The sequence below is a fragment of the Bifidobacterium boum genome (assembly GCF_000741535.1).
Taxonomy (GTDB): domain Bacteria; phylum Actinomycetota; class Actinomycetes; order Actinomycetales; family Bifidobacteriaceae; genus Bifidobacterium; species Bifidobacterium boum.
The window spans coordinates 193,189-215,992 of the sequence record NZ_JGYQ01000007.1 but is presented as its reverse complement, the minus strand read 5'-3'; the positions used below and the strand labels follow the sequence as shown (position 1 = coordinate 215,992).

Sequence of the window (22,804 nt, the reverse complement as noted above, 5' to 3'; positions counted from 1 at the left end):
GGCCGGCCGTCATCCACGGGGTGTGAGTGAATCCTCACACAACGGGCATCACAACGGCGTAACAGCCGATATTGACTGTCAAACCGGTCGCAGTGTGAGCGAATCCTCACACCACAGTCAGGGTGATGACGGTCTTGTTGCCTTGCTCGTCACGGACCCGCACTTGCTGGCCCGCCGAAGGCGATTGCAAGCGCACCGTATGTGTCAGATCGCCCAGCGGCGCGCTGACTTTCACCTCCAGACCCAGTGCTTTGAGCATGGCGGTCGCCTCACTGGTGCTTTTACCGGTCACATCAGGCAACGTCACAGTTTGTGGACCCTTGGACACCACCACGCTGACGGAGTCCCCCCAATGCAGCTGCGTGCCGACACTTTGGGAAGCGGAAATGATGCTGCCACGGGCGACCGTATCACTGTATTCCTCGGTATAGGTGGCTTGGAGTTTGAGACTGTCGAACAACGCCTGCGCCTCGTCCTTGGTTTTGCCGACAATATCCGGCATATTCACCGGCATCGGCCCCAAGGACAGCGTGACGCTGACCTCGTCGTTATGGTTCATGGTCGTTCCCGGATCGGGGGAGATGCTCAGCAATGCGTCCTTGGGGACGGTCAGTGAATAATCATCGTTGTTGCTGTTGTGCGAGACGTTCGTGAATCCGGCCTTGTCCAACGCGGTGAGCGGATCTTTGCCGTTTTCGGTGGACGCGTCCATAATGTCCGCGGGTATGGTCGACTGTTGTACGCCTTTGGATACGGTGACGGTGACATTGCCCGCATTCCGTTTGCTGATGCGGGATCCGACCAGAGCGGGTGTCGTGGAGATGATATTGCCTTCGGCAACGGTGTCACTGTACTCTTGGGCGACTGAGAAGGGGATTCCCGCTACGTTCAGCGTGCTGCGGAACGAGTTCCAGGAGACATCTTTGATGGTGCATGCCTTGCCGTTGTCACAGGACAAATCCGTCGGCTTGGGCATGGTCCAGTAGCTGCCCGGCCCCAAGTAGTACCACCATGCGGAGCCTCCACCGCTTGCCGCCAGCACCAATGTCAGCACGACGGCGATGATGATCGGCGTTTTGCTGCGGGGACGTTTGCCGTCCCGTGCGTGCCCGGCCGCGGGCGATGCCGTTGCGGCGGTATCGGCGGCGGTGCTGATCGCTTGGGTGAACGCGTCCTGGCTGCTGACACTACGCGGTTGAGTCTGCTGTCCCGTTTGCGGTTTGAGGACGCTTGTAGCGTTCACGCCGGGTTGTGTCGGTGCGGTGGATGACGACGGGCGATCCGCTGTTGTTGGAGCAGGTGCCGGTGAAAGCTCTGCATGATTGTTGTCGGAGTCGTCATGCCGCTGGCCGCCATTGGGGTCGGCCATCGTTGCAGACCGGGATGATGCGGCAGGCTGGGCGACCAGTCCGGACGTGGACATGGCACCGGAGTCCGTCGCATCATGCTCATTGGGGTCGAGCCGGTACTGCCATGCGCTCATCGGCAGGTTGGCGACGATACCGCGAAGCACCTGTTGTGCTTCCATGGCGTTTTGCGGTCGCGCCTCAACCGACCGCATGGTCAACAACGAGATGAACCGTGACACTTCAGGGTCGATTCCCGGGCAACGTGACGCGATGGGCGGAACATCCTCATGCACATGCTTGAACACCATGGTCACGGGATTGTCCGATTGGAACGGCGGTTCTCCGGCGAGCATCTCCCACGCCATGATGCCCACGGAATACAAGTCACCTTGTGGGGTGGCGAGATTGTGTTCAATCATCTCCGGCGCCAAATACGCCGCGGTGCCCAACAGCATGCCTGTTGTTGACAGCGTCGCCTGGGATGCGGCTTTGGCCAAACCGAAATCGGTGATCTGCACATGGCCGCGATCGTTGAGCAGGATATTTTCGGGTTTGATATCACGATGCACGACGCCGGCGCGATGTGCCGCAGCAAGCCCGTCAAGCGTTTCGGCGACGACACGCAAGGTTTCGCGTACCGTGAACGTGCCTTGCTGGTTCATTTCGTAGCGCAGGTTGATGCCGTGCACGTATTCCATGACCAGATAGTTGCGCCCGTCGACTTCGCCGGTGTCGTACACTTGCACGATATGCGGATTGGCGATTGCCGCAGCCGATCTGGCTTCACGATGGAAGCGTTCGATGAATTGCTCTCGATGAGGGCCCTGCGCCAGCTGGGTGTGCATCACTTTGACGGCGACGTTGCGGTCCAGTCGTATGTCAACCGCCTCGTATACCGTCGCCATGCCGCCATCCGCGATTTTGCGTACGATACGGTACCGGTCATCGATGATCCGCCCAAGGTTCGCGGTTTCAGTCATGTTTCGCAGGCCCTCTACTCGTGTTGATGGCACCAGTTTACATGCCGGGCGCTACCGTATCGCGATGCTGGCATCCGGTTTCCGACACCGTGTCAGCCGCGATTACAGGCAGGAATCCGGGATAAACATGCGGCAAGCCCTGATCAGGGTCTGCTGGGCGTCGTGGTCAAGTCCCGATGATGCAATCGCTGTCCGGGCTTCATTCCATAGGGCGCTGATGCGTTCGCGTGAACGGTCCACAGCGCCGCATCCGGTGAAGATTTCGATGCCGCGACGTACATCCTGCGCATCGCGTTGCGGAGCCTCATACATGGCGATGAGCTCGTCGCGTGCGGGGGCGTCGGATAGGGTGAGCGCGTCGGCGAGCAGCACGGAACGCTTGCCTTCCTTGATATCACCGCCGACCGGTTTGCCGGTCGCCTTGGTGTATCCGATCACGTCCAGCAGATCGTCGGCAAGCTGGAATGCCACGCCTACGGGACGCCCGATGCGTTCCGCAAGCTCGGCCGCGCGATCCGGGGCGATGCCCGCGGCTGTCAAACCGAGTTGCAAAGGAGCCATTGTCGTATAACTCGCGGTTTTCCAACGGAACACGTTCAAGGATGCGTCGGCGAGCTGCGTGGGGTTGTCCAACGGGTTGAGCTCGACAGCCAGATCGAGAACCTGACCGACGCTGACGTCGCGTTGCATGTGCAGGAACGCCGAATCGAGCGCATGGGGATGATGCAGGCATGATGCGGCATGTTCGGCGATGGCGATGCTCATGGTCGCCAGAATGTCGCCGAGCATCAGTCCCAGACCCCGGCCGATGGCTGTACTGTGGGTCGCTTCAGCCAGTGCGCGGTGAGCGCTCGGCTTGCCGCGGCGCAAATCGGATTCGTCGATGATGTCATCGTGTACGAGAGCGGCGGTCTGGAACACTTCAATCGCACACGCCAAATCAACCATGGCGTCGCGTGTTTCGGGTCCGGCATGCGGGCGGATGGCGTCGAACGCGGCGATGGCCAGTCGAGCACGCAGCCGTTTGCCGCCTTCGCTGGACGTGACCGCCTGTTCAACCACCTCATGCAAGACCGGTCGGCATGACTCGGCGATGTCCGTGGCCGGCACACTGAGGTGGTTGCGGACCAACTCGATGATTCGTGATTCGACACGTTCCAAATCTGACGGCGTACTCATGCCTATGAGGGTATCCATAGTACTGAGACATTCCAGTCCACATCGTTGCGAACCACCACCGGCGGGCAAAGAGCAAGCCCACAGTTGCGCAGACAGTCCTGGCATCTTCTGACCACATTCATCCGAACGCATGGACGGCGAATGGCGTGCGACGGCATGCTAGGGGCAGGACGGACACACCGGGTGTCTGTACGCAATGCCCGGCCGATGCCGGGGAACGGGGGAATAATGAGCGATACCACTCAAGCAGACCAGAAGAAACAAGCCGCTGAAATACTCACCGCCGCGATGCTGCGCGATTGGGACTGGGAATGGTGCGAGGAGCGTGAACCGTTGCCGGGTATGGATTCCACGCGATGGTATGCCCGCTACCGCTACTCGAACCTCCAACCGCTGCCGCTGCGTTCATGGCAGGATCTGCCTGAACCCGAGGGCGATTGGCGGGCATGGAAGTCGCCGGGAATCATGCCGGTGGCGTGGGTGGAGTTCCAAAATGAGCGATACCGCAGGCTGCGTCACGATGAGGGTGTCGTTATGGGCACGTGGCTGTGGGTGAGGGAGGCGATGGAGATGTGGCATCGCAACCAATGCGCAGGCGGGTCGCATCAGCCCGCCGACGATCAGCTGCTGCTCAGACTCGCCGTGGGGATGCGGCAGAATGTCGCCATCCGCGATGCGTTGATTGTCTCTACGGTCGGCATCGAACCCCTGGATTATGCCACGCTGATACGGTTCGCAGCCGAACCATCCCTTCCCGCCCATGCATCGACGATGGCGGAGCTGCTCAGCGAGGCCTTCGACTCGCCACGCGCGGTGCCTCACATCGGCAGGTTCCGCGCATCCGCCGCGATGCTCAACCGGATGGTCGACCTGGTGCCGTCGTCGTATCGTGTCCAGATTGTGGCGATACTCGCGTACATACTGTGGTGGGCGGATGATCCCCGAACGGATATCATCGCGCAAATCGCGTTGCGTCTCGACCCTGACTGCACGCTTGCCAGCATTGTCATCGACGCGTTACGCAGCGGCGCAAAACCCGAATGGTGTTCACTGTAAGGACCACGGCAGGTGACGATGTGGTCTTGGCGGGTTCGGCGGGAATAATCGTCCACGCGGAATGGTTAACTCCTATAGTTGACGATTTGCCCTTGCCATAACTGCGCCCTTGTGATAGGCGTGGCATGGCGGGATCACGCAGGAGGATAAGTTTGGCCAAGGAAACGACGGCAAGCAAGAAGGACGCTGATCAGACCGAGAAGACCACATCCACCCGCAGTACGGCGGCGAAAACAACCAGTAGGCGATCGAAGACGGCAGGCAAAGCTGCCGCCCCCAAGAAGACCACTCGGACCAAGTCTGCGGCCGGCGAGTCGACAGCCACCGGCGCGACAACCACCAAAAGCCGTAAAACCAGCGCTTCGCGCAGCGCGACAGCGACGAAGACTCCACGCAAGCATACGGCGAAACAAGCTGAACCGGATACGACGCTCGAGCATGATGATGATCAGCTCGACGACGAGGACATCAATGACGAAGACATCGAGAATTTCGATGACCTCGATGAGGGGGACGAACCAGACGACCTTGATGATGACCTCGACGGCGACGAGTCGGATGATGACGAAGACGTCGACGAGGGGGACGAAGACGAGGACGATAAGCGTCAACGCCATGAGCCTGAAGTCCCGCCCAAAGCCAAGGGTGCATTCGTCATGCGCGACGATGACGACGACGACAACCTCACCCCTTCAGGCAACCCCAAGCGCCGTGTCATCGCCGCAGGCGCGACCGCGGACCCGGTCAAGGATTATCTCAAGCAGATCGGTCGCGTCAGTCTGCTGAACGCCGAGCAGGAAGTCGACTTGTCCGAGCGCATCGAAGCCGGCCTGTACGCCCAGCACCTGCTGGACACCGAGGGCGACACCATGAGCTTCAAGCGCAAGCGTGAGCTCAAGTGGGCGGCGGCTGACGGCAAGAAGGCCAAGGACCACCTGCTCGAGGCAAACCTCCGTCTGGTCGTGTCGCTGGCCAAGCGTTACACCGGCCGCGGCATGCTGTTCCTCGATCTTATCCAGGAAGGCAACCTCGGCCTGATTCGCGCGGTCGAAAAGTTCGACTGGAAGAAAGGCTTCAAGTTCTCCACCTACGCCACGTGGTGGATCCGTCAGGCGATTACGCGCGCCATGGCCGATCAGGCCCGCACGATCCGCGTGCCCGTCCATATGGTCGAAGTGATCAACAAGCTCGCCCGTGTCCAGCGGCAGATGCTGCAGGATCTGGGCCGCGAACCCACGCCCGACGAGCTGGCGCGTGAACTTGACATGCCGGTCGAGAAAGTGCAGGAAGTGCAGAAGTACGGCCGCGAGCCGATTTCCCTGCACACCCCGCTCGGTGAGGACGGCGATTCCGAATTCGGCGATCTTATCGAGGACACCGACGCCATCGCACCGTCCGACGCCGTTGCGTTCTCGCTGCTGCAGGAGCAGTTCAAGCAGGTGCTGGAAACGCTGTCTCCGCGTGAGGCAGGCGTCATCAAGATGCGGTACGGCCTTGAGGACGGCCAGCCCAAGACGCTGGATGATATCGGCCGCGTATACGGTGTGACCCGCGAACGGATCCGCCAGATCGAATCCAAGACCATGTCGAAGCTGCGTCACCCCTCGCGTTCACAGACTCTGCGTGACTTCCTCGACGAGTGACGCAACCCTGTGCGCGGACTGCGCCTCATCGCAGGCGGGTCCGCGTACAGGCGGGCGACGGCGGGAAACGAAACGCAAGACAACGAATGGGGATTATGGCAAAGGAAAACTACAGCGCCGACAGCCTGACCGTACTCGAAGGACTTGATGCGGTACGCAAGCGGCCTGGCATGTACATCGGGACGACCGACAGCCAGGGCTTGATGCACTGTCTGTGGGAGATCATCGACAATTCCGTCGATGAGGCGCTCGCCGGGGCATGCGATGACATCAAGGTGATTTTGCATACCGATGGTTCAATCGAGGTCGACGACAATGGTCGAGGCATCCCGGTTGACGTCGAGCCGAAAACCGGTTTGACCGGTGTCGAAGTCGTCCTCACCAAGCTTCATGCCGGCGCAAAATTCGGCAATGCTTCCTACAATGCGGCTGGCGGTTTGCATGGCGTGGGATCGTCCGTTGTCAACGCGTTAAGCTCTCGACTCGATGTCGAGGTCGATCGCAACGGCAAAACCTACCACATGGCGTTCCACCAAGGACATCCCGGTGTCTACCAGGACGCTGATCCGTCGAACCCGTCGCCTGACTCCCCGTTCAAACGTACGCGCAAGAACCGTGCGACTGAGCTTGAAGTCATCGGCAAAGTCTCGCCGAAGACCACGGGCACGCGGATTCGCTACTGGGCAGACCCGGAGATTTTCAACGACACCGCGCGCTTCAGCTACGAACAGCTCATTGATCGGGTCCGTCAGACCACCTTCCTTGTCCCCGGACTGAAAATCACCGTCATCGACGAGAACATCCCCGAAACCGGCGATGCCTCCGTCGATGCGATGCTGGAAGTCGATACGCCGGCGGGCGCCGCCGCTTCAGATGCCAGCGATGCTCCGGACGTTGAGGCCGCAGGCGGACAGTTGCCGACCGGGCAGAATGTCATGTCTGATGACGTTGCCGACGACGCTGCTGGCACTTCCGCTGCCGCTGAGACGACGGAAGCCAACCCCACAGACGCGGACGCAGGTGCGGATACCGACGCCGACATGGACGCCGAAGCAACCGACCATGATACCAACGATCCACAGGCGCAGGCGACAGCCCAATCCGCCATCGCATCAGCCGCACGACCCCACCGCAGGGTCGAGGAATTCCTCCACACCGGCGGCGTCAAGGATTTCGTCGACTTCCTGTCCCAAGGCGAACCGGTCTGCGATATCTGGCGCATCACCGGCGAAGACACGTACACCGAGGAAACCCAGGCGGTTGACAGCAAAGGCGAATTGCACGCGCAGAACATCGAACGCACCTGCAAAGTCGATATCGCCCTGCGCTGGGTCAACGGGTATGACACCACCTTACGCAGCTTCGTCAACGTCGTCGAGACACCCGGCGGCGGCATGCATGTCGACGGCTTCCTCCAAGGCATCACCAAGCAGATCCGCAAGAGCGTCGAAGACAATGCGCGCAAGCTGAAAGTCAACCTCAAGGATGCAAAAACCCGCGTCGAACGCGATGACATCCTCGCCGGACTGGTCGCGGTCGTCACCGTGCGCATCGCCGAACCCCAGTTCCAAGGGCAGACCAAGGACGTGCTCGGCACGGCCCCGGTGCGCCCGATCGTCTCGAAGATGACCGAGCAGCAGTTCGGCGAGATGATCACCGGTTCCAAACGCGGATATAAGGAACAATCCGGTCGTGTGCTTGAGAAAATCGTCGGTGAGATGCACGCGCGCATCCAGGCGCGCAAGACCAAAGAGGTCACCCGGCGCAAGAACGCGCTCGAAGCCGCTTCCATGCCGGCGAAACTCTCCGACTGTCAGCCCGGCAATGATGATATCGCCGAACTGTTCATCGTCGAGGGTGATTCCGCACTCGGCACCGCGAAAGCCGCCAGAAACTCCAGCTTCCAGGCCCTGCTGCCGATCCGAGGCAAGATCCTCAACGTTCAGAAGGCCAGCCTGTCACAAATGCTGTCCAACAAGGAATGCGCTTCGATTATCCAAGTGGTTGGTGCCGGCTCCGGCGCGAGCTTCGACCTGAGCCAAGCCAGATACAACAAAATCATCATGATGACCGATGCTGATGTTGATGGCGCACACATCCGTATCCTGCTGCTTACCCTGTTTTACCGGTATATGCGGCCACTGGTCGAAGCCGGACACGTGTATGCGGCCGTTCCGCCGTTGCATCGTATCGCGCTTGCTGGCAAACATAAAGGCGAATACATCTACACGTATTCGGATGATGAGCTCTCCGGCAAGCTTGCCGATCTTGAGCGCCGTCATATCGACTACAATCCCGATATCCAGCGGTACAAGGGCTTGGGTGAGATGGACGCCGACCAGCTGGCGGACACGACTATGGATCCGCGCTCGCGCATGCTTCGCCGTATCCGCATGGAGGATGCGGCGAACGCCGCCGGGATTTTCGATTTGCTCATGGGCGGGGAGGTGCCGCCGCGGCGCCGGTTCATCGTTGAGAATGCGGACGATTTTGACCGCAGCAAGATCGACACCTGATTCGATGCCCCGGTGCACACCGGCTTGTGAAGGCGGCCGGTATCACACAGGTATCAGGGTTGAGGCCGCATCGGGCTGGGATTGCGGGCATCCCGCTATCCTGCTGCAGTGCGGCTTCGAATCCTTGGGGGAGTGCGCTATGCTTTCCGACGCTTGGCGATCGCCTGCATATACACCTGCTCGACCTGATCGGCGATGGTTCGTACATCGTACCGGTCGAGGAGCAGTGCTTCACGCGCATGGACCTGTTTGGCCCATGCCGTGTCGTTGATGGCGCGGGCGATGCGTTCTGCCAGTATCCGCGCGGCATCGCGTCCGTGCACGGGGAACAGCGCGTCGGTATCGCCCAGCAGGGTGGAATGGTATCCGGGATTGTCCCCGGCGAGGGTCACTGTCGCTCCGGAGGCGATCGCCTCAAGCAGGACAATGCCGAAGGATTCGCCTCCGGTCGCGGGGAAGACGGCGACGTCGGCGCTACGCAGCAGCGCGGGTTTCGCGGATTCCTCAATGAACCCGGTGAACGTGATCGGAGTGTCGAATCCGGCTGCACGATGTCGGCATGCGTCAAGCAGTGGGCCTTTGCCGGCCATCGTGACATGGGTGCCGGAGGGGAAGAGCCGGTGCTGCTCGCCGTATTCGATTGCGTCGAGCAGGATATCCGCGCCCTTGCGTTTGACGAAGCGGCCGAGGAACACGATATGCGGCGCCATGGTGTCGCTGTCCAAGGTGCCGTTGTCGGCGGCGGCCGCCCGATCGCGCATCATGCGCACATCCACCGGATTGGCGATGACGCGTGCACGCGTATGCGCAGTGATGGCAGCGTAGCGTGCCGCGACATCGGAGACGGCGATGACCTCGTCGATACGTCGGTGGGTGTGCGCGTTGATCGCGCCCAGGGCCATGCCGCCGACCGCCGACAACGGGTCGCTGACCGCGATATGGTAGGTCGCCACGACACCGGTATCCGGTGACGCCGCCTCGAGGACACGCCCTGCCATGAACGGGCTGTAGGGGGCTTGGACGTGCAAGATGTCGAAATCGCCTTCCGCAAGCGTGCGTGCGATGAGCCGGCGGCTTGCCGGCAGGGGGATGCGCATGCGGTTCCCGTTCGCGCTCACCATCACGTTCCGTGACATGACGCGCGTATTGGGCACGGGGGAGTGTTCGGTCTGCCCGACCAGGTAATGCACGTCATGGCCGCGGCGGGCGAGTTCCTTGCCCAGGGTCACGATATGCTGCTGCACGCCGTCGAGCACGTCGAGCGTGTCATCGAATACGAATGCGATGCGGTAAGACATGGTCTCCAGTCTAGTGCCGTTCCGGCTGGACCGCGCTCAGCGGCTGGCACTCATATCGCGTCGGTGATCTGACGCGCCTGATTGTAGGCGTCGATGATGTTGTTCGGATTCGACAGCACCAGTGCCACATACCATACGACCACGAGAATGAAACCGATGGTCGCCAGTGGCAGACGAGGCACGAACAGGCGTACGAGGCACAGGATGAGCACGGCGATGAGCATCCACATGAAGGTCATGGATTCCAAACGCAGCCAGGTGAGCCCATACGCGCCAATGTACAAGTGCAGACGCCACAGAGCCGAGGCGAGCATGACCCCGGTTTCGCCGATCAGCACGATGAGCATACCGGTCAGGGGAGCGGTGTGGCGTACCCGGCACAGGATCAGCGCGTAGCCGGCGAGGTTCACGCATACGACGGCGAGCAGCTGGAAGAATCCTTCCCGGGCGTACTGGGAGTAGGTGTAGCCGTCGGGCAGTTGCCGGCCGCTGAATAGGAAAGCGAACTGGATAGCGCAGAACATTGCGTACAGGACGAGTACCAGTGCGAGGACAACGGCGGCCACTGTCGTGTCGAAGGCGTGTTTGTCTTGGCTGGGCTGGGCGGCGGATGCGGTCGTCGGCGTGCACGCGTGCATGCGCAGCCGGTTGGTGACTTCGGTCTGCGCGAGGATGGACAGGCAGAAGGGGAACAGGAACACGATGATGAGCACGTGGCGCACGAATTCAGAAATGTCAATCGATCCGATCATGCGGCGCAGCGCGTAATTGAACACCAGATCGCTGGAAGCCAGAAGCGCTGTGAGCGCAACGAGCAGGGGGACGGCGACCACGATGATAAGCAGGATGCGGCGGGCTGTGGTCATTTGTCCAGCATGCGACTCGCTGCGTGTACTGTCGCTATCCGATGGGGTTGTATTGTCGTCATTCTTCGATGAGAATGCGTGTATAGCGTGTCGGGCGTGACTGAGCGTCGAGCCGACCGCATTGAGTTTGGTGAAGGGAGAAATCCATCCGAGCAGCCAGCGTTTGACGGTCAGCCATGGGTGGTGGGAGTCGAACCTGCCATCCGACAATTGCAGGGACATCATCGTCAGGCAGGGAACGGCGAGGAAGGTGGTGGTCACCCAGCTGTCGTCGATTTTGCCGGCCGCATGCATTGCAATCGCATAGGCGCACAGCATCGTCGTGGCGATGGTGGTGAAACACCACATGAGGCTGCGATGCGCGGTGCGGAAGAACAGGACGGTGACGGTGGCAATGACAGCGAGCCAGAATCCGTCGAACCATGGCGTATACGTGTTGGCGTCCGACCATGCGAACACGAGACGGTCGCACAGAATCGGCAGAATAATCGCAGCGCTGGTGATGGCGAGGAGCCTGTGGTCGGCCGGTGTCGAGCCGTCGGGGGCGGCGAGAGGGTCGCGTCTGGGCGCGAAGGGTGCTGTGGGTGGGGTGGTGTACGGTGTGCCGGCAGCCCCGTGCGGATAGGGGTGTGTCAGTGGCATGGGATGCTGCTGTTGCACGGGTCGAGGCATTTGTTGCGCCTGTGTCTGCTTTGCCTGCTGCGCCCGTGTTTGTTGGGTCTGTGTTTGTTGGGTCTGATGTACTGGTTCGCCCTGATGCTGCGATGGTGTCGGCGATGTCATGGTTGCTCCTTCTCGACCTTGGATGTCCCCATCGTAAGTATCGAATGTCGATACATGTCTATCGATAATCGATTTATCACAGATATTACACATCGAGAAACGATATGTTTCTCTCGTTTATCGATACTGCTATGCTGGACATGCCGACGCGGCAACCGCCGTGTGAGGAAGGAAGGCATCCATGGCAATCGAACAGCCGCAGCATCCGCGGCAGCACAATGGGAAGAAGCCGTCTGTGCGCAGCAGACACAACGAACCGGCTGCGTTGGGCGATCTGGGCGACAATCCATCCGCAGTGCAACAAGCCGCGGATTCAGACAGCGGCATCAGCCCGGTCGTGATTGTGGTACTCAAAGTCGCGCTGGTCGTATTCATCGCCATGTCCGTTGCCGCGCAGGTATGGGCCCTGCCGCTTGTCGCACGGCGCAGCGCCCGGGACGCCCCGCAATACGCGCCATATGCGACCGGCTACCTGCTGGCGGTGATCGCAGCGCTCGCATGTTTCGAAATCGGTCTGGTCGCCGTATGGAAACTGGCGTCGCTGTCGGGCCGCGGCATCGTATTCACACATGATTCTTTGATCTGGGTTGATATCATCATCGCCTGCGTCAGCATCGCCGCAATCATCGCGCTCGCCTTGTTTGTGCATACCGCGTTCATCGCGCATCTCAAACCGCTTGCCGTGCCGTTGGGTGCGCTGCTCGTTGCCTTGGGACTGTTCGCAATGCTGCTGCTCATCATCGTCCTGCGCGCCCTGCTGGTCTCGGCCACGGCGCAGCGTGACGAACTTCAGGCGGTGATTTGAATGGCGATCCAGGTCAATCTCGATGTCCTGCTCGCCCAGCGGGGTATGTCGGTAGGGGAATTCGCCAAAGAGGTGGGCATCACGCCGGCGAATGTCTCTGTGCTCAAGAACGGCCGGGCCAAGGCAATCCGTTTCTCCACGCTCGAAGGCATCTGCCGCACGCTCGACTGCCAGCCGGGCGATGTGCTGCAATGGGTCCGCGATGATGACGGGGATAATGTCGCGGCCGAAGCCTGACTCCCTCTGCTTCTGCCGACACTGAGCAGGGTGTGGGCGTCGGTGGAGACAGGGTGGTAACGTTCTGCCGACGCCGAGGGAGCCTCCCGGCGCAGGCAAACATCAACCGGCACGGACCGACCATGAGAGGAGAAGACCGGCGTGTTCAATCTGTTGCTTCCTGTAATCTACCTCGCTTTCATCAGCCTCGGCCTGCCTGATTCTCTGCTTGGAGCTGCGTGGCCGTCCATGAACCAACAGTTCGGGGTACCGATGTCATGGGCGGGCGGCATATCGATGGTGATTTCCGCAGGCACCATCGTCTCCGCGCTCCTGTCGGATCGCTTGACGCTTCGATTCGGCCCGGGCGTGGTGACGGCGACCAGTGTCGGACTGACCGCCGCGGCGCTGCTCGGATTCTCATTCGCGCCGAACTACTGGATCCTGCTCGCAATCGGCATACCGTATGGTCTCGGGGCTGGGGGAGTGGACGCCGCCTTGAACAACTATGTCGCCCTGCACTACGCGAGTCGGCATATGAGCTGGCTGCACTGCATGTGGGGGCTCGGCGCTACCGCCGGCCCGTATATCATGGGCTTCGCGCTATCCCGCGGTCAAGGCTGGCATTGGGGGTACCGGTATATCGCCATTGTCCAGATTGTGCTGACCGCAATTATCGTGCTCAGCCTGCCGTTGTGGAAGAACAGGCAGAACAACATGAGGGACAACACGTCTTCCGCTATGGATGATGCCGGCGCCGTCGCAGCGCGAAAGCCGCTTGGCGTCCGCGGGGTCCTGCGAATCCGTGGCGCGAAGGCGATTCTTCTCATGTTCTTCTGCTATTGCGCCATCGAGCAGACCGCCGGGTTGTGGGCGAGCAGCTATCTGGTGATGTATCACGGGGTCGACAAGGTCCTCGCCGCGAGCTGGGCGAGTCTGTTCTACCTCGGGATTACTGCCGGCCGTGGCATCAGTGGATTCCTGACCATGCGGTTCGACGACCCTACGATGATTCGCATGGGACAGGCGATCCTGTTGATTGGGCTGGTGCTGATGGTACTTCCGTTGCCCGGAACGGTCCCGGCATGCTGTGGCTTGGTGCTCGCCGGCGTCGGCTGCGCGCCGATCTATCCGTGTGTTATCCATTCGACGCCGGCGTATTTTGGAGCTGATCTGTCACAGGCCATTGTCGGCGTGCAGATGGCCTGCGCATACATGGGTTCCATGGTTATGCCGCCGTTGTTCGGCTTGATTGCGCAACACACATCCATTGCCATCTACCCGTGGTATCTGCTGGTCCTGCTCGCTGTGATGACCGCTATGCATGAGGTGCTTCGGCATCAGCGTGCAGATGCCTGAACCGCGTGGGTATGAACGGCGAAGCTTGACTCCCTCTGCTTCTGCCGACGCTGAGTGGGGTGTGAGCGTCGGCGGAAGCAGAAAATAGGGTTCAGCTCAGCCGGCGAAGGCAATCGGTGCGGCGAGTTCGACGCCCGAACCGTCGCGACGCATATCCGGCTTCGGCAACTCCACCGGGGTGCCGTGCTCTGTGCTTGCATGCAGTGGGTACATGCCCACCCAGGCGAACAGCAGCGCGTTCTGTCCCTTGAGGAAGCGTTGCGATCTCACGCCGCCTGTGCCGCGGCCCTTGGTCGGGTACATTTCCAGCGGTGTGACCTTCGCCGCCCCGTTATCGGTTCCGGGCAGCGCTTCGGCATCGCCGGCAACCGTCAGCACCACTGCTCCGGACGCGGAGAACAGGCCATTGTCGCCTTCCTCATAGGTCCAGGCGATCTTGCCGGCCTCAATCGCGTTGAACGCGACCACATGGCAGCCTTCGGCCAGCCTGATGCCCGCCATACCGCCCGCGGTACGCCCTTGCGGCCTGACATTGCCCGCTTCGTACGTGAGTAACGAGGCGTCGGATGATATGAACACCAGACGATCCTCATCAGCCGCCGGCGCGGCGAACACCACGCTGTCACCATCCTTGAGATCAATGACCTGCCACGAGTCCATCGTGGTGGGGGATTCACGATTCCACCGTTTGACCACACCATGAAGCGTGCCAATGGCCAGCGGAGGCTGATCGTCACTCATCGCCACGGCAGTCACCACGCGCTCGCCGATGACCGGATCCGTGCTTTCGGTCATATGCAACAGTTCCTCAGCACGCACGCCACCGGCAACCGACAGCGTATCCTGCGCCGACAATGCAGGCAGTTCCGCCACGTCGGCCAAGACCAGACGGCCGGCTGACGTAATCAGCCCGTAGCGTGCCCGAGTCGTGGTGGGGAACACCGTGACAATCTGGTCATCGGTGGCGCGTTCTGCACTGTTCTTCGTGCCATTGGAAGCATGGGATTTCCACACGTCCACCGCATCCGCCGTGGTTCTGGCGACCAGACCGGACGCGCTCATCATCACAGCGCACGGCGTGTCCTCCAACTGCAATGCGGCGGCGGCATCCTCCTCATTGCCTGCCTTTCGGGCGGCCGCAGCAGCGGCAACATCCTCAGCCGCTGCAGATACGCGTGAAGCTGCATGCATGGCTTCCACCGCAGTGTCCGGCACCGCTTCCTGTCCTTGCGCCGTCACCGGCGCCAGCGACCCATCCGGATTGAGATCAAGCAGCACCGTACGCCTCGGCGTTCCCCATTTCGTCACCGCCTGATCCATCTCGCTGACAACCACACGGTCAAGCTCATCATCAGAGCCGAGAATGCGCTCCAATCCCTCAATGGTGCGTTTAAGCTCATCGCGTTCAGCCTCAAGCTCAATGCGACTCATTTTCGTCAGGCGGCGCAACCGCAGGTCAAGAATGTACTGGGCCTGAATCTCATCAAGATCAAACACCGTCATCAACCGGTTTTTCGCCTTGTCCGCGTCATCGGACGTGCGGATGACCTGGATGACCTCATCGATATCCACCAGCGCGAGTAACAGACCATCAACCAAGTGAAGACGCTCCAACGCTTTCTTGCGACGGAATTCGCTACGCCTGCGGATCACAGTACGCCGGTGCGCGATCCACACCTCAAGCATCTCTTTGAGCCCCATGGTGTGCGGGCGACCGTCAACCAGCGCGACGTTATTCATGGTGAAACTGTCTTCAAGCGGCGTGTGCTTGAACAGTTGGGCGAGTACGGCATTGGGGTCGAAACCTGTTTTGATTTCAATAACCAGCCGTGTGCCGTTATGCCGATCCGTCAAATCAATCGCACTGGAAATGCCTTCAAGCCGGCGATTTTTCACACCGTCACTGATCCGTTCTAACACGCGTTCCGGGCCGACCATGAACGGAAGCTCGGTCACGACAATCGCTTTCTTGCGTGCCGTGACGTTTTCGATATGCGTGGCCGCACGGGTGATAAACGCGCCACGTCCGGTCTCATACGCCTGCCGGATACCATCACGACCGATGATGATACCCCCGCCAGGCCAGTCAGGGCCGGGCACATAGCGCATCAGTTCTTCAAGCGTGGCGTCAGGATGCCGCATGAGATACTTCGCCGCCTGCACAACCTCACCCAGATTATGGGTCGCCATATTCGTCGCCATACCCACGGCGATACCCGAAGCACCGTTGACCAGCAGATTCGGAATGGCGGACGGCAACACGGACGGCTCTTTGAGCTTATTGTCATAGTTCGGCGTGAAATCAACCGTGTCCTCGTTGATATCCGCATTCATGCCAAGCGCGGCCGGCGCCAGCCTCGCCTCGGTGTAACGCGAGGCGGCAGGGCCATCATCAAGCGAACCGAAATTACCGTGACCGTCAACCAACGGCAACCGCATGGCGAACGGCTGAGCCAAACGCACCATCGCCTCATAGATCGCCGAATCACCGTGCGGGTGAAGCTTACCCATCACCTCACCGACCACGCGGGCGGATTTCATATACGGCCGATCCGGCGTAAGATTCATCTGCCCCATTTGGTAGATGATGCGCCGCTGCACGGGCTTCAACCCGTCACGGGCATCAGGCAGCGCACGCGCGTAAATCACCGAATAGGCGTATTCAAGGAAGGACTTGCTCATCTCGTCCTTCAACGGCGTTTCGACGATGTTCTCCTTGACCGACCGCGGATCATACGATGGGCGTGCCGGCTTGCGGTGTGATGCCATGTGCTCTCCTTCACAGATAACCGGTCTATTCTACCGTCAAGCCCACCCAGCGTGCCGTTTTCGCGCAGCGGTGCTTCAATGGGGCGTATGAGTATCGACGTTCCAGACCATGAAGCATTGTTACGACTCACCACCCCTGCAACCTACGGTGACGGGATGGCCAGCCGGGGCGGGGCGCTTCACCTGTCTTCGGTGCTCCCTGCAATATCCGACGCCATCGGCAGCCCCGTCAGCACCCGCATCCATGCCAATCCTGCCGCAGTACGCGAAGCGTTGGGCATGCCCACAGCCTCAAGCGTCATCGTCGTCCTCGTAGACGGCTTGGGCTACTGGAATATCGTTTCGCGTATCGGACACGCACCATACTTGCGTTCGCTGCTTTCCGACAGCGTGAACCAGCGTCCGATCAGTACGTGCACACCTTCGACCACGGTCGCCGCCATGGCGACGTTCGGCACCGGCACATGCCCGGGATTGACCGGCATGACCGGGTACACGCAACGCAATCCACATACCGGGCAGCTCTGCCAGCTCATCCAGTTCCGCGACGCACCCGAACCCGAGGATGTGCAACGCATGCCTACCGTGTTCGATACTCTGACCGGACGCGGCGTGCGCGTCACAAGCGTGGGCCTGCCGAAATTCGCGAATTCACCGTTGACTCGTGCAGCATTGCGCGGCAGCGATTATCACGGCAATCTCAGCCCGACCGGCCGCATACGGCTGGCTTGTGAAGCGGCGCGAGAGCCGGGATTGACCTATCTGTATATCCGGGATACCGATAAAGTCGGCCACGCCTACGGTTGGGATTCCGACCGTTGGGTCGGCGCGTTCGAAGGCGTTGACGCCCAACTGCATATGATTCGCCGGCGTGCGCCGCGTGGCACGCTGATTGTGATCACGGCGGACCATGGCATGATTCAAACGGATCCGGACCAGCGAATCGATGTCGCCGGACATCCCGAGCTTGCCCAAGGCGTGCACATGGTCGGGGGAGAGCCTCGGGCGCCGATGCTGTACACCGATGACGACACCGATCCCGAACAAGTCGCCCAACGCTGGCAGGAAGCGCTCGGCGACCTCGCCCAAGTGCGTACCCGTGCGCAAGCCGCCAACGCCGGAATGTTCGGCCAGATCGACGACCGCGTCATTCCGATGTTGGGGGATGTCATCGTTCATGCCGCGCAGCGCGTGACCATCGTGGATTCGCGGACGCAAAACGACAAGGCGACACGCCTGCCAAGCGTGCACGGGTCATTGAGCATGGCGGAGATGGATATCCCGCTCATCATGGATATGGCCTGAATCCGCTTACGACGCCTGATACGGAGCTATGCGCCGTTGGCATCCGCGATCAGTCACCGAACAGGATCTCATCCCAGCTCGGCATTTTGCGTCCGCGCCCGTGGGCACGCTTGGACGCGTGCTGGGAATGATCGTCCGATGAGGAGTCCTGAGGATGTTCGGTATCGGCGGACAGGTCCGCATGCGATGCTGTCGGCGTGTCGGCGGGAGCGACGGTGTGTTCCGGCTTGGTGGGCAGAGGAGGAGTCTGCTGGCGTGTCGCATTCTTTCCGGCTGTGGGCTGTTCTTCGGCCTGCTTGCCGCTCGCCGCTGCCGCGGGACGGGCTGAAGGCGAAACCGGTATCGCCGGGCTGGTGTCGCCGGACATGTGCCGCGGCTGTCCGGCAGTCGCCGGCTGGATGGGTGTGGAAGGTGCGGACCCGCGGTCGCCCCGCTGCGGCGCATCCGAAGCCGTATCGGTCTCCTGTGGCTCACGCCATGCGGAAACCGCGCGTTCAATCCGCGCCGACCTGACGGAATCGCCTGGAATATTCAAGGAAATCGGGAAGTTCGGGCCGTCTTCTTTCGTGTCATCCGCGCGATTCTCACCGATAAGCTTCTTCGCCGTGGCGTCCAGGCATGCGACCGCGTTATCGCGCATATTCCATGACCACGACGCGGTGACGTGGCGGCCTGCTGATTCAAAACGCGCCGTGATCTTCCAAGGTTCAAGCCCCCGGCGTGTCGCCTTCCATGATACGGATTCCATACCGATTCCGGCGGCGGCGAGCGTGCGTTCGATGAGCTCTGACATGGTGTGTACGCGCGAATCCTTGGGTGCGGGCAGCATGAAGAACTGTTCGATCGCGTATTGTTTCTCGGTTTCAACCCCACTGGAGAACCGTCGCACCAAGGTTTCGCTCAGCCCATACCGTTGCGCTACCTGTTCGGGTTCTGCGCCGGCGCGGATGAGCGCCTGAATCTGCGAGATTGGCAATCCCGGCGTCGGGACGGGCTGGACCTGCCGCACCTGCTCGCTTTTGACCTGTTTCGCTTCAAGGATGGCGTGTTCCAGCGTGTCGTCCACGGCTACGCTGAACAGCATGCCCCGTACGGCGAATACCAGTTCGCCATCGTGTCCGACATGGTCGAACTTGGCTTCCTGTATAGGATTCTCAGGCATGTATGCACCACTTTCCTCGTCGTTGGGAACATCTTCTACAGTACCCCGACGTCCGCATTCACTGTGTCGTATTTTACGATGTTTGAGAAACGTGTATCCTATGCGGGGTACAGGTCATGTATTCTATGGCGCGTAACACACTACTCATGAGGAGGATGCGATGGCCCAGGACTATGATTCCCCACGCAGCAAAGACGAGGATGAGGAGTCGCTCCAGGAGCTCGGCAAGAGCACCCAGAACACCACGAACGAAGACGATGACGAGAACGCCATCGCCGAAGATTACGAGCTTCCCGGTGCCGATCTGAGCAATGAGGATGCTTCGGTGACCGTTATCCCGATGCAGGGTGACGAGTTCATCTGCTCCGAATGCTTCTTGGTCAAGCACCGTAGCCAGTTGGCGTACACGACGGCAGACGGCGAGCCGGTGTGCAAGGAGTGCGCGGCCTGATGGCGGTCGACGAAGGATACGTCGAGCCGGAAAGCACTGAGGTACTGGTCAAGTACCTGCGTGAACCGTACCAGCAGACCTTGCGATACGCCCATGCCGGTGACGCTGGTGCCGATTTGACTGCCGCTGAGGATGTCACGCTTCGTCCGTTCGAACGGGTGTTGGTGCCCACCGGCATCGCCATCGCCCTGCCGGCAGGGTATGTCGGTTTGGTGCATCCACGTTCCGGTCTCGCGGTCAAGCAAGGTGTCACCGTGCTCAACGCCCCGGGGACAATCGACGCCGGGTATCGCGGCGAAATCAAAGTGCCGCTGATCAACCTCGACCCGGAGCATACCGTGGTATTCCATGCGGGAGACCGCATCGCGCAACTGGTTATCCAACGGTATGTCGAAGCGACATTCGTGCCGGCTGAAGTGTTGCCGGGATCGGATCGCGCGGAACGTGGATTCGGCTCGACAGGGGTGTCTCGCGTCTGAATGCGAGCGATGGTGGTACTATCCGTGATACAACGGGCATAAGGCGTCGGACACGGCCTACGCGCGTCAAGGGAGGTGGAGTGATGGATATCCAGGCATCGCATGAGGGCAAGGCTGCCAAGTCGCAGGAAACGTCCCCAGTGCACAGTGGTATCGATCGGACGCAGGTCGCATCACAGCAGGACGGCCACTGCGAGCAGGACGAGGAGTTCCAGTCCGCGCATATGCTCGGCTGTGAGATCAGCGAAGATCCGCTTGACCCGCTTCAGCCTATTCTGCGCATGTGCCAGTCCCACCATCCGGACGAGGACATGAGCATCCTCGAGCGTGCGTATCGTCGTGCGGTCGTCCAGCATTGCACGCAGCGGCGCAAATCCGGCGAACCGTACATCATCCACCCGCTGTCCGTCGCGCAGATTCTCGCGGACTTGGGCATGGGGCCGGTCGTGGTGGCCGCCGGGCTGCTCCACGACACGGTCGAGGACACCGATTACACGCTCGCCCAATGTCGAGCCGAATTCGGAGATACCGTCACCGGGCTCGTGGACGGTGTCACCAAACTTTCGAAGATGGAGTACGGCGATTCCGCCCAGGCGGAGACCATCCGCAAGATGGTGGTCGCCATGAGCCGTGACGTGCGTGTACTCGTCGTCAAGCTCGCCGACCGCGTGCATAACGCCCGGACGTGGCGCTACGTCAAGCCGGCGAACGCGCAACGCAAGGCGCGTGAAACGCTGGACGTCTACGCGCCACTCGCCAATAGGCTGGGCATGAACGCCATCAAAACCGAGCTTGAAGAGCTGAGCTTCAAGGTGCTCTACCCGAAGATCTACAACGAGATCGTCGTGCTTGTGGCCAGACGCGCCGGCCAGCGTGATGTCTACCTCAAGCAGATCATCGCCGAAATCAATGAGGATCTCGATGACTTGAACATCAAGGCGACCGTCACAGGACGCCCGAAGGATTATTTCTCCATCTACCAGAAGATGATCGTGCGCGGGCACGATTTCTCGAATATCTACGATTTGGTCGGCGTGCGCATCATCGTCGACACCATCCAGGACTGCTATGCGGCGCTCGGTGCCGTGCATGCGCGGTGGAATCCGGTTCCCGGTCGGTTCAAGGACTACATCGCCATGCCGAAACTCAACATGTACCAGAGCCTGCACACCACGGTGGTCGGCCCCGGCGGCAAGCCGGTCGAAATTCAGATCCGCACGTGGGACATGCACCGGCGGGCGGAATTCGGCATCGCCGCGCACTGGAAGTACAAGGCGAACGGCCAGGCGGGCCGCGCGCTGAGCGATCCGGACAAGGACGACCGCAAACGCGAGGGGGGCAAGGAGCTTGACGAGGCGGACAACCTCAAATGGATCCAGCAGCTGGCCGACTGGACCAGCGAGACGCCGGATTCCGATGAGTTCCTCGGCTCGCTCAAGGAAGATCTGGGTGCTGCCGAAGTCTACGTGTTCACTCCGAAAGGCAAGATCGTCTCCCTGCCGGCGGATGCCACGCCGGTTGATTTCGCGTATGCCGTGCACACCGAGGTTGGCCACCGCACCATGGGTGCCCGCGTCAACGGCAGGCTTGTTCCGCTTGACACGAAACTTGAAAGCGGCGACACGGTCGAAGTGCTCACCTCGAAGTCTGATACCGCCGGCCCGTCACGCGACTGGCTGAGCTTCGTGAAAAGCCCAAAGGCACGCAACAAGATCCGCCAATGGTTCAGCAAGGAACGCCGCACCGAGGCGATTGAGGAAGGCAAGGACGAGCTGACGCGCGCGATGCGCAAGCGCAACCTGCCGATTGCCACGTTGCTGACTCCGGAGGCGCTGATCGGTGTGGCCGAAGAGCTCAACTTCCCGAACCCCGACGCCGTGTATGCGGCGATCGGCAACGGCCAGGTCTCCACGCAGAACGTGATCGCCCGTCTCGTCAAGGACGCCGGCCCCGCCGAAGTCAACGAGGAGGTCGAGCAGGAGGTGCTGCCGCTGCGTCAGGTGGAACGTAGCAAGAAGCATTCGAATTCGATCGGCGTCTCCGTCAAGGGCGTGGACGACGTGTGGGTGAAGCTCGCACGCTGCTGCACGCCGGTGCCCGGCGACGACATCATCGGCTTCATCACACGCAATCAGGGCGTCTCCGTGCACCGCACCGACTGCCAGAACATGCTTGACTTGGAGAAGCACCAGCCCGAGCGTGTGATTCCGGTGGAATGGACCAGCACCAAGGGCCTGTTCATGGTCAAGATTCAGGTCGAGGCGCTGGACCGCCCGCACCTGCTGTCCGACGTGACACGTGTGCTGTCTGACCATGGGGTCAACATCATCTCCGGGTCGATCTCTACGGGGTCCGACCGCGTGGCAACCAGCCAGTTCTCCTTCGAGATGGCTGAGCCACAGCACCTCAACACGCTGCTGGCAGCCGTGCGCAAGATTGACGGCGTCTTCGACGTCTACCGCATCACCGGCGCGAAGGATTCCGCCGAACCGCGTCTGCGCCGCATGCAGGAGTGATTCGGCGGCGGCACGGCATATGCGGCCGCTTACAGCGTTTCTGGCGTGTAGACACGCCATACTGGAACGACG

Annotated in this window: 16 protein-coding genes; 10 read left to right on the top strand and 6 right to left on the bottom strand. The window is 60.9% G+C overall.

The window, feature by feature from the left end; all coding sequences use genetic code 11:
- Positions 1-106: 106 nt before the first annotated feature.
- Together BBOU_RS02405 and BBOU_RS02400 are read right to left on the bottom strand one after the other, a co-directional pair.
- On the bottom strand, positions 107-2,329 hold the full coding sequence (locus BBOU_RS02405; protein WP_026502602.1) for a protein kinase domain-containing protein: 2,223 nt from the start codon (positions 2,327-2,329) through the stop codon (positions 107-109).
- A 102-nt stretch (positions 2,330-2,431) separates the two neighbouring features.
- Positions 2,432-3,508 carry a polyprenyl synthetase family protein gene (locus BBOU_RS02400; RefSeq protein ID WP_026502601.1) on the bottom strand — a complete coding sequence of 359 codons (1,077 nt, stop codon included), beginning with the start codon at positions 3,506-3,508 and terminating at the stop codon, positions 2,432-2,434.
- Between the two features lie 228 nt (positions 3,509-3,736).
- On the opposite strand from BBOU_RS02400, the gene BBOU_RS08800 reads away from it, so the two are divergent.
- From BBOU_RS08800 to BBOU_RS02385, 3 genes are all read left to right on the top strand, one after another.
- Positions 3,737-4,564: a DUF4192 family protein gene (locus tag BBOU_RS08800; protein ID WP_051616650.1), complete on the top strand. Its 828-nt coding sequence runs from the start codon at positions 3,737-3,739 to the stop codon at positions 4,562-4,564.
- A gap of 125 nt (positions 4,565-4,689) precedes the next feature.
- A complete protein-coding gene (locus tag BBOU_RS02390) occupies positions 4,690-6,207 on the top strand; it encodes an RNA polymerase sigma factor (protein WP_026502600.1) in 1,518 nt (505 codons plus the stop codon).
- A 95-nt stretch (positions 6,208-6,302) separates the two neighbouring features.
- The gene (locus BBOU_RS02385) at positions 6,303-8,723 is read left to right on the top strand and encodes a DNA gyrase/topoisomerase IV subunit B (protein ID WP_026502599.1); all 2,421 of its coding nucleotides are present in this window, start codon (positions 6,303-6,305) and stop codon (positions 8,721-8,723) included.
- Between the two features lie 137 nt (positions 8,724-8,860).
- Here BBOU_RS02385 and BBOU_RS02380 read toward each other — a convergent pair whose 3' ends face one another.
- Positions 8,861-10,021: a glycosyltransferase family 4 protein gene (locus BBOU_RS02380; RefSeq protein WP_026502598.1), complete on the bottom strand. Its 1,161-nt coding sequence runs from the start codon at positions 10,019-10,021 to the stop codon at positions 8,861-8,863.
- 50 nt (positions 10,022-10,071) lie between these two features.
- Entirely contained in the window at positions 10,072-11,670 is a 1,599-nt protein-coding gene (locus BBOU_RS02375) for a DUF4153 domain-containing protein (protein WP_051616649.1), read from the bottom strand.
- A gap of 181 nt (positions 11,671-11,851) precedes the next feature.
- On the opposite strand from BBOU_RS02375, the gene BBOU_RS02370 reads away from it, so the two are divergent.
- The 3 genes from BBOU_RS02370 (at position 11,852) to BBOU_RS02360 (ending at position 14,050) form a co-directional block, all read left to right on the top strand.
- The gene (locus BBOU_RS02370; protein ID WP_026502597.1) at positions 11,852-12,475 is read left to right on the top strand and encodes a DUF2975 domain-containing protein; all 624 of its coding nucleotides are present in this window, start codon (positions 11,852-11,854) and stop codon (positions 12,473-12,475) included.
- Positions 12,476-12,712, top strand: coding sequence for a helix-turn-helix domain-containing protein (locus BBOU_RS02365; RefSeq protein WP_026502596.1), 237 nt, complete (start codon positions 12,476-12,478; stop codon positions 12,710-12,712). It abuts the gene before it with no gap.
- Between the two features lie 141 nt (positions 12,713-12,853).
- Positions 12,854-14,050 carry an MFS transporter gene (locus tag BBOU_RS02360; RefSeq protein WP_026502595.1) on the top strand — a complete coding sequence of 399 codons (1,197 nt, stop codon included), beginning with the start codon at positions 12,854-12,856 and terminating at the stop codon, positions 14,048-14,050.
- Between the two features lie 96 nt (positions 14,051-14,146).
- Here the strand turns inward: BBOU_RS02360 and BBOU_RS02355 are convergent, their stop codons facing one another.
- Complete coding sequence (locus BBOU_RS02355) at positions 14,147-16,819, bottom strand: DNA gyrase/topoisomerase IV subunit A (RefSeq protein ID WP_026502594.1); 2,673 nt, start codon at positions 16,817-16,819, stop codon at positions 14,147-14,149.
- Positions 16,820-16,906: 87 nt separating this feature from the next.
- On the opposite strand from BBOU_RS02355, the gene BBOU_RS02350 reads away from it, so the two are divergent.
- Positions 16,907-18,124, top strand: a complete 1,218-nt coding sequence (locus tag BBOU_RS02350; RefSeq protein WP_026502593.1) for an alkaline phosphatase family protein — start codon at positions 16,907-16,909, stop codon at positions 18,122-18,124.
- A 49-nt stretch (positions 18,125-18,173) separates the two neighbouring features.
- On the opposite strand, the gene sepH is transcribed toward BBOU_RS02350, so the two are convergent.
- Positions 18,174-19,286, bottom strand: coding sequence for a septation protein SepH (gene sepH / locus BBOU_RS02345; RefSeq protein WP_026502592.1), 1,113 nt, complete (start codon positions 19,284-19,286; stop codon positions 18,174-18,176).
- Between the two features lie 160 nt (positions 19,287-19,446).
- On the opposite strand from sepH, the gene BBOU_RS02340 reads away from it, so the two are divergent.
- The 3 genes from BBOU_RS02340 to BBOU_RS02330 all read left to right on the top strand — a co-directional run bounded on the left by BBOU_RS02340 (position 19,447) and on the right by BBOU_RS02330 (position 22,732).
- The gene (locus BBOU_RS02340; RefSeq protein ID WP_026502591.1) at positions 19,447-19,737 is read left to right on the top strand and encodes a DUF4193 domain-containing protein; all 291 of its coding nucleotides are present in this window, start codon (positions 19,447-19,449) and stop codon (positions 19,735-19,737) included.
- Entirely contained in the window at positions 19,737-20,216 is a 480-nt protein-coding gene (dut, locus tag BBOU_RS02335) for a dUTP diphosphatase (RefSeq protein ID WP_026502590.1), read from the top strand. The genes BBOU_RS02340 and dut overlap by 1 nt, the downstream gene beginning before the upstream one ends.
- A gap of 224 nt (positions 20,217-20,440) precedes the next feature.
- A complete protein-coding gene (locus BBOU_RS02330; protein ID WP_051616669.1) occupies positions 20,441-22,732 on the top strand; it encodes a RelA/SpoT family protein in 2,292 nt (763 codons plus the stop codon).
- Positions 22,733-22,804 lie beyond the last annotated feature (72 nt).